Origin of the sequence: Roseibium sp., assembly GCF_051016195.1 — a bacterium.
Classification (GTDB): Bacteria; Pseudomonadota; Alphaproteobacteria; order Rhizobiales; family Stappiaceae; genus Roseibium.
In genome coordinates this window covers 6,117,297-6,133,351 of the sequence record NZ_CP134616.1, presented here as the reverse complement: position 1 = coordinate 6,133,351, position 16,055 = coordinate 6,117,297, and the positions used below count along the sequence as shown (strand labels likewise).

The following is a 16,055-nucleotide window of genomic DNA, read 5'->3' as shown; positions in this document are numbered from 1 at the left end:
ATGTTCGAACGCAAGCAACTTGTCGAAAAATACCGGGCGATGATTGCCCGCGGTGAACCGATCATCGGCGGCGGCGCCGGGACGGGTCTGTCCGCCAAGGGAGAGGAAGCCGGGGGTATCGACCTGATCGTCATCTACAATTCCGGCCGCTACCGGATGGCCGGGCGGGGAAGCCTCGCGGGCCTGATGCCCTATGGCGATGCCAACAGCGTTGTCATGGAAATGGCGGGTGAAGTTCTGCCTGTCGTGAAGAACACGCCGGTCCTTGCGGGCGTCTGCGCTTCGGACCCGTTCCGGCTGATGGACAAGTTCCTGGACGAGGTCAAATCCGCCGGGTTTTCCGGTGTTCAGAACTTTCCGACCGTCGGACTCATCGACGGAAACTTCCGGGCCAATCTGGAAGAGACCGGCATGTCCTATCAGCTGGAAGTCGACATGATCGCGATGGCGCACCGGAAAGACATGCTCACGACGCCGTACGTGTTTTCGACGGAAGACGCGACAGCGATGGCAAGTGCGGGCGCCGACATCATCGTGTGCCACCTCGGTCTGACCACAGGCGGCAGCATCGGCGCGGAAACCTCGCTGCAGCTGGCGGACTGTCCGGCAATCGTCGACGAGTGGTCCGCGGCGGCCCTTGCGGTCAACCCCGACGCCGTCGTCCTTGTGCATGGCGGCCCTGTGGCGATGCCGGATGACGCCGAATTCGTCCTGAAGAACACGCGCAACTGTCACGGCTTTTACGGCGCCTCCTCCATGGAGCGCCTGCCGACCGAGGTCGCGCTCGTCGAACAAACCAGAAAATTCAAGGAAATCCGCGGCTCTTGAGCCGGGGGGGAGGAACGAACATGGCTGGTCAGCTCATCGGGCAATTGGTGCTTTGGCTCATACTCGCGGTCATCGTCGTCTTCATCCTCTATTGGGTGATGCACTGGCTATACCGGCGCTCGACCAAGGAAGTCGCCTTCGTGCGAACGGGTTTCCTGGGCGAGAAGGTCGTGATCGACGGCGGCGCGTTCGTCTGGCCGATCATCCACGACATCACGCCCGTCAACATGAACTCGCTGCAAATGGCGCTGACCCGGGAAAAGGAAGACGCGCTGATCACCAAGGACCGTCTCAGGGTCGACGTGGACGCGGAATTCTATGTGCGGGTCGGCCAGACGAAGACGGCGGTCAGCCTGGCGGCATCGACCCTCGGGCGGCGCACGCTTGAACCTGAACGCATTCATTCGCTGCTGTCGGGCAAGTTCGTCTCTGCGCTCAGAACCGTCGCCTCGGAAATGACCATGGAGGAACTTCACGAAAGCCGCCACGTCTATGTTGATCGTGTGCTTGAGGCCGCGCAGGTGGGGCTGGACAAGAACGGGCTGGAGCTTGAAAGCGTTGCGATCACCGATATCGACCAGACCGGCATCGAATACTTCAACCCATCCAACAGGTTCGACGCCGAGGGTCTGACCACCGTCATCCGCGAGATCGAGGACAGACGCAAGCTGCGGAACGATATCGAACAGGATTCCATGATCCGCATCCGCTCGCGCAACCTGGAAGCCGAAAAGCAGGTTCTGGACATCGAACGCGAAAGCGAAAACGCGCGCCTGGAACAGGAGCGCGAAATCGAGTTCCGGCGCGCCCAGCAGCACACGGATCTTGTCCGCGAACGGGCGGAGCGGGAGAAAGAAGCCGAACAGGCGTCTCTTCTGAGCCGGGAGGCGATCGAGACTGCCCGGATTGAAAACGAGCGGCTGATCTCCGAGGCGCGCATCGCCTCTGAGAAGGAGGTCCGCCAAAAGGAAATCGACCGCCAGCGTGTGATTGACGAAGCCGAGATCGTGACCCGCGAAGCGGTGGAAAAAGCCCGGATCGGACAGGAAAAGAACCTGACCGAGGAGCGGATCAAGACACAGCAGATGACCGAGGCGGCCGACATTGCCGCCAAGGAAGCGGTTGAAAAGGCCCGGATCGCGCAGGAACGTTCGCTGTCCGAGGCGCGTATCGCCAAGGACCGGGAAACCGAAGCGCTTGAGATCGAGCGCCGGAAAACCATTGAGGAAACCGACATTGCCGCACGCGAACTGATCGAAAAGGCGAAGATCGCGCAGGAAGAAGCGGTGACCGAAGCCCGGATCACCTTCGAGCGCTCGACCCGCGAACGGGAGATTGCCCGCAATCTTGCTGTCGAACAGGCCGAGATCGCATCCCGCGAAGCGGCTGAAAAGCTGCGTGTTGCCCAGGAGCAGACCGTGAATGCCTCGCGCATCGAGGCGGATCGCGAAACCCGGCGGCTTGAGATCGAGCGTCAGAAGATCCTGGAAGAGGCAGAAATTGCCAGTCAGAAAGCAACGGAAGCGGCAAGGATCGCCCGAGAAAAGGCTCTGTCTGCCGAGCGCATCGCGTCCGAGCAGGCAACGCGCGCGCTAGAGATCGAGCGTCAGCAGCAGATCGACATTGCCCAGATCGCTGCCCGCGAGGAAACCAACAAGACGCGCATTGCCCAGGAAGAGCGCATCAGGAACCTGGAAATTGCCTCCAACAAGGCAATCGACGAGGCCGAGATCGCAGCGCGCGAGGCGGTCGAAAAGGCACGCATCGCCCAGGACAAGCAGCTCTCGTTCGAACGCATCGCGGCACAGGAGGCGACCGACGAGCGTGATGTTGCCCGTCAGGCAGCCCTCGACGCGGCCAATATCGCCGCCAAGGAGGCAACCGAAGCCAAGCGCATCGCCCAGGAGAAGGTGATCGCAGCAGAACGCATTTCCTTCGAACAGGAAACACGCGGGCTGGAAATCGAGCGCAACAAGGCGGTCGAGGAAGCGGAGATCGCGGCGCGCGAAGCTGTCGACGCGGCCCGGATTGCACAGGAAGCCAAGATCACGCTGCAGCGGATCGAGAGTGAGGAGGCAACGCGGGAACGCGACGTCGCCCGCACCAAGGCGATCGAGGCTGCCGAAATCGCCAAACTGGAGGCAACGGAAGCGGCGCGCATCGCGAAGGAAAAGAAGGTCGCCGCGGAACGCATCGCCTACGAGCAGGATCTGCGCGAACGCGAGATTGCCCGCAACCGGGCGGTCGATGTCGCCAACATTTCCGCGCAGGAGCTTGTCGAGGCCGCGCGTATCGCGCAGGAGAACAAGGTGCGTACGGCGGAGATCGCAAAGGATGCCGATATCCGCACCCGCGAAATCGAGAAGACCGAGGCGATCGAAACGGCCGAGGTTGCCTCAAGACGCAGCGTCGAGCAGGCACGTATCGCGCAGGAACAGAAGACAACGGCCGAGAAGATCGCCAGGGACGAAAAGATCAGGTCGCTGGAGATCGCCCGCAACAAGGCCATCGACGAGGCACAGGTTGCCGCAGACCAGGCGGTCGAGGCGGCCAGGGTTGCCAAGGCAAAGTCCATCGATGCGGAAAAGATCCTTGCGGAACAGGAACTCGACGCGAAGAAGCTGGAACGCAAGAAGGTACTCGAGCAGCTCGAGATCGCCCGCGTCCAGGCGTTGCGCGAAGCCGAGATCGTCAGCCAGGAAGAGATCGAGCGCGCGCAGATCGCCTCCGAACGTGGTCTGGACGATGCCCGTATCGGACATCAGACGGAACGCAGGCGTCTGGAGATCGAACGCGAGAAATCGGTCGAGAGCGCCCAGATGGACAAGGCCATCGAACTTTACAAGAAGTCACTTGACGAAAGCGCTGCCGCAGTCGAAGCGGAAGCCGCACGGGCGCGCGCCACCGAGGCAGCGGAAAGAGTCAAGACGGCACAGGAGACGGAAGTCGCCACCCGCCGCAAGTCCGTCGATGTGGTTCTGGCCGAAAAGGAAGCAGAGGAAAAGCGCATCGCTGCAGAAGCCGAACGCATCCGCAGGGCCGTGGAAGCAGAGGCGCAGAAGCTCATCAACGAGGCGGAAAACGTGCTCACGGACGGTGCCCGTCATTCCCTGTTCAAGCGCAAGATGCTGGAGCATGTCGAAGGCATCGTCGCCGCATCCGTCAAGCCGCTTGAGAAGATCAACGATATCAAGATCATGCAACTGGGCGGCAATGGCTCGGGCGGTCTCGGCTGGGCTGACGGCAACGGCGGTGCGGCCGGCGGTGGCGGTGGCGGTGGCGGCGGCAGCCCGACCGACGAGGTCATCAACTCGGCCCTGCGATACCGGGTCCAAGCCCCGATGGTCGACAGCCTACTAAGCGATATCGGCATCGACGGGTCCAATCTGGCCAAGTCCGATGTCATGCGCACAGCCAATGACATGACCCGCGCGGCAAACGAGATGAAGCGTCTCAAGGCGGATGACAAGCCCAAGGGTTCCGGCTCCTCGAAGGAGAGCAAGTAATGGCCCGGGTCTACACGTCCTCCGTGATCAACGCGCCGGCGGCCAAGGTTTGGGAGCGGATCCGGGATTTCAACGGCCTGCCCAAGTGGCACCCGAGGATAAGGGAGAGCCGCATCGAGGATGCGCTGCCCGCGGACAAGGTTGGGTGTATCCGGAACTTCAATCTGCAGAACGGCGACAATATCCGCGAACAGCTGCTGGGCCTGTCCGACTACGACCTTTTCTACAGCTATTCGATGCTGGAAGGGCCGATGCCGCTCAGCGAGTACATCGCGACCCTTCGTTTGACCCCGGTCACCGAAGGAGACCGCACCTTCATCGAATGGTCTGCGGAGTTCGAATGCGATCCGGAAAACGAGGACGATCTCGTTAGCGGGATCGGGACGAATGTCTTCCAGGGCGGTTTCGATGCGCTGAAGAGGCATTTCGGGGGGTGAGTGCAAGGTTTCGTTGTCAAAAATGGAGGATGGACAATGACATACCGGACTATTTTGGGTGCAGTTGGACTTGGTTTTCTGGCTTCGGCCGCCATGGCGCAGGATCTGCCGCCGCTCGTGGTTCAGCCAAATGCCGAACTCGTCACTTTCGAACATATCGAGGCGCTGAACGCCTGTGACTGGAACCGGCTGATGGCCCAGTACCCAGAAGAGGTTCTGTTCATCCTGCCGAACGGGGTTTGGATCGAGGGCCGGAAAAACATTGGTGATGTCTTTGCGGGCTTCTGCAAACCGCGCGAAGAGGGCGGATTCAAGGGCGCGACTTTCATAGCCGAGAAAGTCAAGACGATCGGCGACACCGTCAACGTGTCGTGGCGCGTGGAAGCTGACTTCCTCGCCGAGCCTTACAAGGGTGCCGATGCCTACGTAACGCGGGACGGCCTGATGTATGCCCAGGTCACCACGTTCGATCCCAACGACATGAAATTCAAGTAATCGAAAGAGAAGCGGTCGTGGTCAAGGTTGTTCGCAGCACAGTTCTGAAGGCACCGGTCGATGCCGTGTGGGATGTCCTGCGTGACTTCAACGGCCACGACCGCTGGCACCCGGCCGTTGCCACCAGCCAGATGGAGCGGGGAGAAAGCTCCGACAGGGTTGGGGCAGTGCGCCGGTTCAGGCTGCAGGACGGATCGGAACTGCGCGAGCAACTGCTGACCATGTCCGATCTGGAACAGAGTTTTTCCTATTGCCTGCTGGATACGCCGATCCCGCTCTTCAACTACGTCGCGCATGTGCGCCTTTTTCCCGTGACCGACGGGGACTGGACGATGTGGGAATGGGAAAGCCGGTTCGACACGCCCAGGGGGCGGGACAAGGAACTGGCAGAGCTGGTCGGCAATGACATCTACGTCGCCGGCTTCAAGGCAATTGCTGAACAAATCGGGGTGGAGGCGTAACACATGGTGACGGTAACGACGGTCGATACGCTTCAGGAAGCGGCCGCGAGCAGCGCCGGTCAGGCGGTGTTTCTGGGAGGCGGAACGCTCGTGATGCGCAGTGTCAACTACGGCGAATTGTCGGCCCCGCAAATCGTCCGGCTGCGCAGCGTCACGGCGTTGCGCAACATCAGAGCGGACGGCGCGCGTGTCATTATCGGCGCGGCTGCGACGATGGGCGACGTCCTTCGTTCCTCCGACGTCTCCTTCCTGCATCCCGTCGCGCGGCAGGTTGGCGGTCCGGCCATCCGGAACATGGCGACTGTCGGGGGCAACATCTTCGCGCCGCACCCCTATGGCGACTTCGCGGTTGCGCTGCTGGCGCTCGACGGAAAGCTTCGCATGTCCGACGGCAGTGAGACCGATCTGGAAAGTCTGCTGGCCGCACGAGACACCGAAAGACGGCTCGTTGAATCCGTCTCGATCGCCAGACCCGCAGGTGATGATTTCAGGTTTCGAAAGGTCAGCCGGGTGAAGCCCAAGGGCGTTTCGGTGATGAGCCTTGCCGCCTGGCTGCCGCGCTCCGCCGGCCGCATCTCCGGCGCGCGCATCGCTTTCGGAGCCATGGCGCCAACACCCGTCAGGGCCAGGTCAGCGGAAGCAGCGCTTGAAGGCGCATCGCTTGATGAAAACGGGATCTCCGGTGCCCTTTCCGCGGCAACACAAGGACTAAGCCCGCCCGATGACGGGTTGGCGTCGGGCTGGTATCGCAGCCAGGTTGCGCCGGTCCATCTGAAACGTCTCTTGCTGGGCGAGGGGAGCCGATCATGACCAAGAAGCCGGTCCAGTTTCAATTGAACGGTTCACCCGCTGCTGTTTTTGCGGAGGAGGGGCAGAACCTGCTCGACCTTTTGCGTCGCGGCGTCGGCGACCTGTCACCCAAATACGGCTGCGGTCAGGGAACCTGCGGCAGTTGCACCGTGCTGATCGACGGGGAGCCGCACCTGAGCTGCCTGACACTTGCCGAATCGGTCGAGGGGCAGCAGATCGAGACCACCAACGGTCTTGGCAACGGCCCTAATCTCCACGCGTTGCAGGAAGCCTTCATGGAGAATTTCTCGGCGCAGTGCGGCTATTGCACGCCCGGCATGCTGATGGCCGCAAAGGCCCTGCTTGACCGGACACCGCGCCCGAGCCGGGAGGAAATTGTCGAGGCGATCTCCGGCAACATCTGCCGCTGCACGGGCTATGAGCCGATCATCGACGCCATTCTGGCCGCGAGCGGTCAGCCGACACGGAGGACCGGCTGATGTCATCGGTTGAATTCAGAAAAGACCTCTTCGCGGACGAACGCGATGACAACCTGCAGGAAATCGGCAAGCCGACGCGGCGCCAGGACATCCTGGGCCATGTGACCGGACGCTCGCCCTATTACGACGATCACCTGTTCGACGGTTTGCTGCACATGCGCTGCGTGCGCTCACCACATCACCATGCGCGCATCCGGTCCATCGATACCAGTCAGGCGGAACGCATGCCCGGGGTTGTGCGTGTCGTGCTGGCGCGAGACGTACCGAACAATCTCAACACGCTCCTCTCACTGATCAATTTCGGCAAGGACGAGGAGAAACTGATCCAGGACACGAAGGTCGCCTACGCCGGTGAGCCTGTTGCCGCGATCGTTGCCGAAACCGAAGCCCAGGCGCGCGATGCCTGCGCCGCCGTCAGGGTCGATTACGAGGTGTTGCCGCACGTTCTCGATCCCGAAGCATCGTTGAAGCCGGACGCGCCGGTCGTCAACGAGGTCTATCCGAACAACACCTTCGACTATCACGATCTCTACGACCACCAGAAGCTGCGGTTCGGGGATGTTGAGAAAGGCTTTTCCGAAGCCGATCACATCGTGGAAGGCGAATATCAGATGTCGCCGATCGAGCAGGCACCGATCGAAACCTGCGGCGCGATCGCCGCACCGGAAACCAACGACCGCTTCGTCTGCTACACCTCGACACAGGCACTGTTCTTTTCGCTGGGTACGACCGCCAAGCTTTTGAACATGCCGTCATCCCGCCTGCATTTTGTCGGTGGAACCGTCGGAGGCGGTTTTGGCGGCAAGGTCGACAGTATCGTCGAACCCCTGTCTGTCCTTGGCGCGGTTCTGACCGGGCGGCCCGTCAAGTTCATGTGGGATCGTGCGGAGGAAATGCAGGTTGGCGCGCCGCGCGGTGCGGAGCGCTGGCGCATCAAGGACGGTGTTGCGCGAGACGGCCGCATTCTGGCCCGGGCGTTCACCGGTTTCTTTGATGCAGGCGCTTACACGCGGCTTTCGTCCTACGCCATTATCAAGTGTACCGGCCATATTCCGGGACCTTATTCGATCCCGAATGTCGCCTCGAACGTCTATTGCGTCTTCACCAACCGGACACCGGCGACCGCCATGCGCGGTTTCGGCATCACCGGTGTCGATTTCGCCATCGAGTGTCACATGGACAAGGTTGCGGAAGCCGTCGGCCTGAACCCGATCGAACTCAGGATCCTGAACGCCTACCGGGACGGCGACATGAAGCCGCATCGCCGGCTGGCGAAGAACACGGCGCTGATCGAATGCTGCCAGGTCGCCAGCCAGAAATCCGGATGGGCGATCAGTGCCGACGCGGCGCGTCAGTCCAGTCTGACCGGCGGCGGCGGCACGCGGGCGGAGATCCCTGAAAGCATCACCGACAGCGTTGGCCGGATCGGCGAACGCAGACGCGCTGATATTCCGACGGAGCCCGGAGTGGGCGCCGCTTCCAAAGGCCGCGTTGCAGCCGGGACGCAGGGCATACCGATCGTCGCGGCGGCCCCTCAGGACGAGGACATGATCACGGACCCGGGGCGCATGGGCTTCCGGCACGCTCCGGCGGCATCGCCGCAACCGCGTACCACACCGTCGGCCCCGGTTCCGGCGGCCCCGGTTCCGCCGGCAGCGGCTCCGGCTGCTGCGCCCGTGCCGCCACAGCATGCTGTCGCACCACAGCCCTCCGCTGCGCAACCCGTGGCACCCCAGCCTCCGCAGGCGGCTCCAGATCCGGCTCCGGCACCCTACAAACCCGAGCAACCGTTCTCGCGCGGGGTCAAGCGGCCCGGCGTCTCCCGTTTCCTGTCCGGCTCAAGGAGGCGCTGATCATGGCCATTCACAAGGGACGCGGCTTTGCCTGCATCAACTACCCGATCGGCATGAACCTCGGTGGTGATCCGAGCCAGGCTCTGGTGCATTCAACCCCGGACGGCAAGTTCATGGTGTCGCTCTCCTCGATCGACCTGGGGCAGGGCATGAAATCGGTCACGCGCCAGATTGCGGCGGAAACGCTCGGGGTTCCGGTGTCGGACGTCTATGTCGACACGGCGGACAGCGACACCGGGCCTCACTGCATGGGCTCCTTTGCCTCGCGCGGAACGCACCGCGTCGGCAATGCCGTGATCCGTGCGGCGACCGAGGCGCGCAAAGCGCTGCTTGAGGCCGCGGCCGAAGAGCTGGAAGTCAATGCGACGGATCTCGAAACGGACGGCCAGGGCAATATCCAGGTCAAGGGGGCGCCCGGCCGCACGATCACCGTCGCCGATACGGCCATCGCAGCGCAGTTCAAGCAGGGTCGGACCCTTTCCGGGCGCGGTATCTTCCTGATCCCGCCCTCCGATGTTGATCCGGATACCGGTGAGATGACGCCGGTGTCCTGTTTCGCGCATGCCGCGCTGGTCGTCGATCTTGAAGTTGACGATGAAACCGGCGAGGTCTCGGTCACCGAGATCAATTCCGCCTATGAAGTGGGGCGGGCCTTGAACCCGCGTCTTGTCGAGCAGCAGCTGATCGGCGGTGCCTGGATGGGTGTCTCGCACGCCCTTTATGAAACCACCGAACCCTATTACCCGGACCGGAGCCACGGTCCTGTGGACTTCAACACCTATCTGATGCCCGGGCCGGGCGAGGTTGTGAACCACAACATCGCCGTTCTGGAAAGACCCGCCGAGGACGCGCCCTTCGGGGGCAAGGGGCCGGGTGAGATGTGCGCCAATCCCGTTCTTCCGGCGATTGCCAACGCCGTCTACAACGCCGTCGGCGTCAGATGCGATACGCTGCCCATCACGCCGGAAAAGGTCTTGCGGGGCATCCTCGCCAATGGCGGCGCACGTCCGCAGGGAGCGCGCTGACCCATGCCCGTCAAGCCGTCCATCGTCGGGATCGACAGTCCGGATCGCCTCCGGGATGCGCTCAATGCCGCGCAGTACATCGCGGGAGACGATCTGTCGACGGCTGCCTATCTCGCCCTGGCCCTTGGAAAACCGCTGCTTCTGGAAGGCGCGCCGGGTGTCGGCAAGACGGAAGCGGCAAAGGCCATCTCCTCGGTGCTCGGCAGGCGCGTTGTCCGGCTGCAGTGCTTCGAAGGGATTGATGCAGCGTCCGCGCTGTATGAATGGAACTACACGAGGCAGATGCTTGCGATCCGGCAGGCCGGGGATGATTACGTCAACATCTATGAGGACCAGTTCCTGCTCCAGCGTCCGATGCTGGAAGCGTTACGCTCTCCCGATGACTGCGTGCTCCTGATCGATGAGATCGACCGGTCGGATCAGGAGTTTGAGGCCTTTCTGCTAGAGTTCCTGTCCGACTTCGCGATTTCCATTCCGGAGACCGGAACGGTGCGCGCTGCGCGTCCGCCTGTCGTTGTTCTGACCTCCAACCGTACCCGCGACCTTCACGAGGCGCTTCGGCGGCGCTGCGTCTATCACTGGATCGACTACCCGGACATTCATCTTGAGGCCCGGATTGTCATGGCACGGGCGAGTACCGTAGCCGAGGCAACAGCAAACGCGGTCGCGGGCGCGGTCGCCAGGCTCAGGACGGAACCGCTCGCCAAGCCGCCCGGCGTTGCCGAAACGGTGGAGTGGGCGGAAGCGGCAACGCTGCTGCACAATCAGGGCGCGGCCTGGCCCGAGGCGTTCCGCCGCGCGATCGGCGTTGCGCTCAAGGACCACGATGACCTGACCTTTCTTGAAGGACGGCTCGACGGTTTCATGCCGCAGGAGGCCGCATGACCCTTCCCCGCGTCAGCAGACCCTTTGTCGAGTTCCCGGCAATTCTGCGGGCGCATGGCTTTGCCGTTGCGCCTGATCAGACCATCGACTTCCTGCAGTCGATCAGCCTCCTGGGCCCTCGCGACATCACCGATATCCGGCGCGCTGCTCTTGCCACCCTGGCGATCCCGCGCGAGCGTCACGTGGAATTCGATGCGCTGTTCCAGGCCTTTTTCCTCGGGCAGGCGCTGGCTGCACCGATCGAGGACGAGGACGGCGAAGAAGGCGTGGAGGCATTCGAACCGTCCTCTGAGACGATAGAGGTCGACCAGGACGAAAGCGAGGAAGAACCGGGCGAACTGGCAACGTCCGCCGAACTCCTGGGGCGCCGGCAGTTTGCTGAAATCGCCGATCCCGATGCGCTCAGGGATCTGGCCAGGCGCGCCCGGAAGGAATTGCCGCGCAGGCAGTCCTACAGGCGCTTCCTCGACAACCGCGGAACGCGCATAGATCTGCGCCGCGCCTTGCGGCAGGCCCTCCGGCGCGACGGCGAGGTCTTCGATCTGCCGAAGACAAGGCGCAAGACGAAGCAGCGCCGCATTCTTCTCCTGATCGATGTGTCCGGGTCGATGAAGGACCAGAGCGACCGCGCGCTTCGCTTTGCCCATGCACTGGTCCAGTCGGCGGACAGTGTCGAGGTCTTCAGCCTCGGAACGCGGCTGACGCGTATTACTGCGCCTCTCAGGATCAAGGATGCCGACCGCGCGCTCGATGGTGTCGGGGCGGCGGTCGCCGATTTCGACGGCGGCACGCGTATCGGCGAGGCCCTTGGGGCCTTTCTGGCCGTTCCGCGATTCGCCGCTTACGCGCGCGGGGCCGCGACGCTGGTGCTCTCCGATGGCCTTGAGCGCGGCTCTCCGGAAGCACTGATTTCGGCCGTACAACGGTTGTCGCGGGTGTCCTGGCGGCTCGACTGGCTGTCGCCGCTGGCCGCTGATCCTCTCTACGAACCGCGCACGGAAGCGCTGTCTGCGTGCCTTCCCCATCTCGATGCACTCGTGCCCGGCGACCGGATCGACGCCATGTGCACCCACGTTCTTTCCCTTGCGAGGCCCGCATGATCGACGCACACCATCATATCTGGCTTCAAAAGGACCTGCCCTGGCTCCTGGGCCCCGAACAGCCGCGTATCTTCGGCCCCTACGCTGCGATCAAGCGGGACTACCTGATCGACGAATTCCTGGCCGACCTGGATGGAACCGGGATCGGGAAGTCGGTCTATGTCCAGGCCAACTGGGCACCGAATTGGTTCGAGGACGAAGTCGCCTGGGTTCAGTCCGTCGCCGACCAGTCCGGCTGGCCGCACGGGATCGTCGGCTTCGCCGACTTTACGGTGAACGATGTGCGCCCTCAGCTGGACAGGCTGAAGAAATACCCGCTGATGCGCGGCATTCGCCAGCAACTGCACTGGCATGAAAACCCGCTCTACCGGTTTGCCCCGCATCCGGGCCTGCCGGCCGACCCGCTCGTGCGCCAGAACATCGCTCACCTAGCCGACTACGGCTGGTCGTTCGATCTTCAGGTTTTCGCGTCGCAGATGGAAGACGCCGCCGGCCTCGCCGAGAGCTGCCCGGATGTCCCGTTTATCCTGATGCATGCGGGCATGCTGGAGGACACGTCTCCTGAAGGTGTCAAGGCCTGGCGCAAGGGCATGCGCAGGCTCGCGGACTGCTCGAACGTCTACACCAAGCTGTCGGCCTTCGGCACCTTCATTCACAAGAACGATCCGGACTTCATTGCCTTCATGATCAAGCAGAGCATTGACCTCTTTGGAGCCGAGCGCTGCATGTTCGGGTCGAACTTTCCGATCGAAAAGCTCTGGACCACCTACGCAGATCTTTTCGCAGCCTTCCGGCAGGGCGCGAAGGGACTTTCGAAAAGCAAACAACAAGCGATTTTTCACGACACGGCTGAACGGATCTACCGGCTCTAGCCGCCGGTCAGCCTGCTTGCCTTTCATCTACGGGAGAAACACAAATGGCCCTTACCATCCATGTTCTGGACTACGGAGATATCGAGCTCGAGACTTCCTTTCTCGTGCTCGGCCACGAATGCGGCCGCATCCGGCGGGTTCCGGTCTACGGCTTCCTGATCCTGGGCGGCACGCACCCCGTTCTGGTCGACACCGGCTATCGCGACAACGCGATCATGGAAAGCCTCGGCATGCGCGGCCTGCAATTCCACGACAACATGATCGAAAACCAGCTTGCCAAGCACGGTCTTAAACTGGGCGACATCCGCTACATCCTGCACACGCACCTGCACATCGATCACGCGGGCAAGGACGACAAGTTCCCGATGAACACGACCGTTGTCCTGAACCGCAAGGAGATGGAGTTCTCGGTCTCCGGCATCATGTATCCGCAATATCCGAAACCGGACATCATGCACCTTGTCGAGCGGATCTACGAGCCGGAGGCCATGCGCTTCCTCGATCTGGAAATCACCGGCGCGGAGGAGATCATTCCGGGCGTCTGGTGCGAGGCGGCCGGCGCGCATACCGAGGGATCCATGAACGTGATCGTGGAAACGGCGGAAGGACTGGCCTGCATCTGCGGCGACGTCATCTACGATTTCAACGACCAGATCGTCAATCACGTCCACACCAACAACTGGATGGAACCGCGCGTCACCGGGAACCATGCCGGTTCCAAGCGCGAGGAAAAAGGCGCGATCAAGAAGCTCCTCAACAACTACACCTTCCTGCTGCCGGTCCATGACCGTCCGGCGAAAATCCAAAACCAGCAGGTCGTCGGACGCCTGTCCATGACCGTTCCGGGACCGATGACGGAGACCGTGCCAGAGCGGCAATGGTTCCCGATGTAACCGGCAGCATCAAAAGAAGCGTTTGCTTCTTCGGAAAGAAAAGACTGGGAGGGATCTGTGGCACATACCGTTGTCGACCCGAAATTCTTGGACCTGATGGACCAGCACGCCGCTGTTGAACGGATCGGCACCGGTTTCGTTTTCACCGAAGGGCCCATCTGGCATCCGGTGGAGCATCATCTCCTGTTCTCCGACATGCCCGGCGATGTCAGGCGCAAGTGGACGCGGCAGGAAGGGGTGAGCGAATATCTGCGCCCGTCGAACAAGGGCAATGGCATGACCTACGACGCGGAGCTAAACCTCCTCGTCTGTGAACATGCCACGAGTTCGGTGGCCAGGTTCCGCCCTGATGGAACACGGGAGCTTCTCGCCTCGCATTTCGAGGGCAGGGAACTCAATTCCCCAAATGATATTGTCGTAAGGTCGGACGGAGCGATCTTTTTCACTGATCCGACCTATGGCCGCATGGAGCATTTCGGTGTCCCTCGCGCGCTTCAGCAGGGCTTTCAGGGGGTCTACATGCTGCCTCCCGGCCACAGGCCGGGCGACGAGGCGGTCCTTGTGTCGGACCGCTACATGTTCACCCAGCCGAACGGGCTTTGCTTTTCACCGTGTGAACGCTGGATGTGGGTCAACGACACCGAACAGGCAAACATCCGCATGTTCGACGTCGGCGAAGACGGCAGGCTCAAGAACGGACGCATCTTTGCGTCCGGCATCAAGGACGCGGTGAAGGCCGGTGTCCCGGACGGCATGAAGGCGGATGCCAACGGCAACGTCTGGGTGACAGCGCCCGGCGGTGTCTGGGTCTATTCGTTCGAGGGGCTGCTGATCGGCAAGATCGAAGTCCCGGAAATGGTCGCCAACCTGCATTGGGGCGGCGAGGACTGGCAGACCCTTTTCATGTGCGCCTGCACATCCGTTTACACCGTGAAGACGAAAGTCCGGCCGCGGCTCGAGCCTTTCATGTCCGCGAAACCGGTCAGCCATTCCGCGGCCGACGGCGCTGTCCCGGCCGCCGCTGCTTCTCCCAAGGGATTGCAGTTGTCCGAGTGTCCCGCAATCGATCCGAAGAAAACAGCTCTTCTGATCCAGGATCTGCAAAATGACGTCATGATAGACGGAGGCGCTTTCGAGGGAACCGGTTCCCCCCAGCATGCGCGCGAACAGAATGTGGTCGCCAACGCGATTTCTCTTGCAGACGCGGCTCGGCGGCACGGAATTCCCGTCATTCACATCTGGATGGTCTGCGAGCCCGGCCACCCGTTGCTGGCCCAGCACGCACCATTGTTCCAAGGGCTCAAAGGGGAAAATGCCCTGGTGCGAGGCACATGGGGCGTTGCACCGGTGCCCGGACTGGAACCGAAACCGGGAGATCTCGTCTGCGAGAAGATGTCCATGAGTGGCTGGGAGACATCTCGGCTTGAAAGCTACCTGCGGCACGCGGGCATCGATACCATCATCAACACCGGGTCCTGGACCAACATGAGTGTGGAACACACGGCGCGCACGGCTGCGGACAAGGGCTTCAGGGTTGTTGTGCCGGAAGACGCCTGCTCTACAATGAACGCGGACTGGCACCGCGCGTCGATCAATTACGCCATGCAGAATGTGGCCCATGTCACGTCGGTTGCCTCTGTCATGTCCGCGCTTGGATAGGAGGCATTGAATGAGCAGGATCGCAATCGTTACCGGAGGTGCCCAGGGCATCGGCTTTGCCTGTGCGAAGAGATTGAAAAACGACGGTGCGCGTCTTGTTCTTTGGGATATGGATGAGGAAGTCCTTGGATCAGCCGCCGCGGAACTGGACGCAACGGCCATCAAGGTCGATCTTTCGGACTGGAACGCGGTTTCGGAAGCCTACGAGCGCACCAGGTCACTTGTCGGTGCCGCATCCATCGTCGTGAATTCGGCCGGGATTGCCGGCCCGAACGCGCCTGTCGAGGAGTATCCCGTCGCCGACTGGGCACGGATCATGGACATCAACGCAAACGGGTCGTTCCATGTGCTCAAGGCCGTTCTGCCGGACATGAAACAGGACAATTACGGCCGCGTGGTTCTGATCGCGTCGGTTGCCGGCAAGGAGGGCAACCCCAACGCCTCGGCCTACAGCGCCTCGAAAGCCGCTGTCATGGCGCTCGCCAAGAGCGCCGGCAAGGAATGCGCAGGCTATGACATTGCCATCAACGCCGTAACACCCGCCGCCGCGCGGACGCGCATTTTCGATCAGATGAGCCAGGAGCACATTGACTACATGCTGTCGAAGATTCCGAGAAACCGCTTTCTCGAAGTATCCGAAGCGGCGGACATGATCGCCTGGCTCTGCAGCCCTGAAAACAGTTTCACGACAGGTGCGGTCTTCGATTTGTCCGGTGGCCGGGCAACATACTGAGCTGCAGGGCTCGGCACCT

General features: G+C 62.0%; 15 protein-coding genes. All 15 read left to right on the top strand.

The features are described 5' to 3' along the window. Genes RDA78_RS27860 through RDA78_RS27790 form a run of 15 tightly spaced genes read left to right on the top strand, consistent with a single transcriptional unit; the run spans window position 1 to window position 16,036 of the window. A complete protein-coding gene (locus tag RDA78_RS27860) occupies window positions 1–828 on the top strand; it encodes a phosphoenolpyruvate hydrolase family protein (RefSeq protein ID WP_434052996.1) in 828 nt (275 codons plus the stop codon). A 20-nt stretch (window positions 829–848) separates the two neighbouring features. Then, on the top strand, window positions 849–4,334 hold the full coding sequence (locus RDA78_RS27855; protein ID WP_434052995.1) for a flotillin domain-containing protein: 3,486 nt from the start codon (window positions 849–851) through the stop codon (window positions 4,332–4,334). Next, window positions 4,334–4,771 carry an SRPBCC family protein gene (locus RDA78_RS27850; protein ID WP_434052994.1) on the top strand — a complete coding sequence of 146 codons (438 nt, stop codon included), beginning with the start codon at window positions 4,334–4,336 and terminating at the stop codon, window positions 4,769–4,771. The genes RDA78_RS27855 and RDA78_RS27850 overlap by 1 nt, the downstream gene beginning before the upstream one ends. A gap of 36 nt (window positions 4,772–4,807) precedes the next feature. Then, entirely contained in the window at window positions 4,808–5,266 is a 459-nt protein-coding gene (locus RDA78_RS27845; protein ID WP_434052993.1) for a nuclear transport factor 2 family protein, read from the top strand. Window positions 5,267–5,283: 17 nt separating this feature from the next. Beyond that, entirely contained in the window at window positions 5,284–5,727 is a 444-nt protein-coding gene (locus RDA78_RS27840; protein WP_434052992.1) for an SRPBCC family protein, read from the top strand. A 3-nt stretch (window positions 5,728–5,730) separates the two neighbouring features. After that, on the top strand, window positions 5,731–6,537 hold the full coding sequence (locus RDA78_RS27835; protein WP_434052991.1) for an FAD binding domain-containing protein: 807 nt from the start codon (window positions 5,731–5,733) through the stop codon (window positions 6,535–6,537). Continuing rightward, window positions 6,534–7,016 (top strand): (2Fe-2S)-binding protein, encoded by a 483-nt coding sequence (locus RDA78_RS27830; protein ID WP_434052990.1) that lies wholly within the window; start codon window positions 6,534–6,536, stop codon window positions 7,014–7,016. Before RDA78_RS27835 ends, RDA78_RS27830 begins: the two co-directional genes overlap by 4 nt. After that, a complete protein-coding gene (locus RDA78_RS27825; protein ID WP_434052989.1) occupies window positions 7,016–8,869 on the top strand; it encodes a xanthine dehydrogenase family protein molybdopterin-binding subunit in 1,854 nt (617 codons plus the stop codon). The genes RDA78_RS27830 and RDA78_RS27825 overlap by 1 nt, the downstream gene beginning before the upstream one ends. Before the next feature lie 2 nt (window positions 8,870–8,871). Continuing rightward, entirely contained in the window at window positions 8,872–9,894 is a 1,023-nt protein-coding gene (locus RDA78_RS27820) for a xanthine dehydrogenase family protein molybdopterin-binding subunit (protein WP_305989022.1), read from the top strand. A 3-nt stretch (window positions 9,895–9,897) separates the two neighbouring features. Beyond that, a complete protein-coding gene (locus RDA78_RS27815) occupies window positions 9,898–10,779 on the top strand; it encodes an AAA family ATPase (protein WP_434052988.1) in 882 nt (293 codons plus the stop codon). Beyond that, window positions 10,776–11,879 (top strand): vWA domain-containing protein, encoded by a 1,104-nt coding sequence (locus RDA78_RS27810; RefSeq protein ID WP_434052987.1) that lies wholly within the window; start codon window positions 10,776–10,778, stop codon window positions 11,877–11,879. The genes RDA78_RS27815 and RDA78_RS27810 overlap by 4 nt, the downstream gene beginning before the upstream one ends. Continuing rightward, entirely contained in the window at window positions 11,876–12,751 is an 876-nt protein-coding gene (locus RDA78_RS27805; protein WP_434052986.1) for an amidohydrolase family protein, read from the top strand. The genes RDA78_RS27810 and RDA78_RS27805 overlap by 4 nt, the downstream gene beginning before the upstream one ends. A gap of 44 nt (window positions 12,752–12,795) precedes the next feature. Then, complete coding sequence (locus tag RDA78_RS27800; protein WP_299479461.1) at window positions 12,796–13,644, top strand: N-acyl homoserine lactonase family protein; 849 nt, start codon at window positions 12,796–12,798, stop codon at window positions 13,642–13,644. A 57-nt stretch (window positions 13,645–13,701) separates the two neighbouring features. Continuing rightward, complete coding sequence (locus RDA78_RS27795; protein WP_434052985.1) at window positions 13,702–15,303, top strand: isochorismatase family protein; 1,602 nt, start codon at window positions 13,702–13,704, stop codon at window positions 15,301–15,303. A 10-nt stretch (window positions 15,304–15,313) separates the two neighbouring features. Next, window positions 15,314–16,036, top strand: coding sequence for an SDR family NAD(P)-dependent oxidoreductase (locus RDA78_RS27790; protein ID WP_434052984.1), 723 nt, complete (start codon window positions 15,314–15,316; stop codon window positions 16,034–16,036). The last annotated feature ends 19 nt before the right edge of the window (window positions 16,037–16,055 follow it).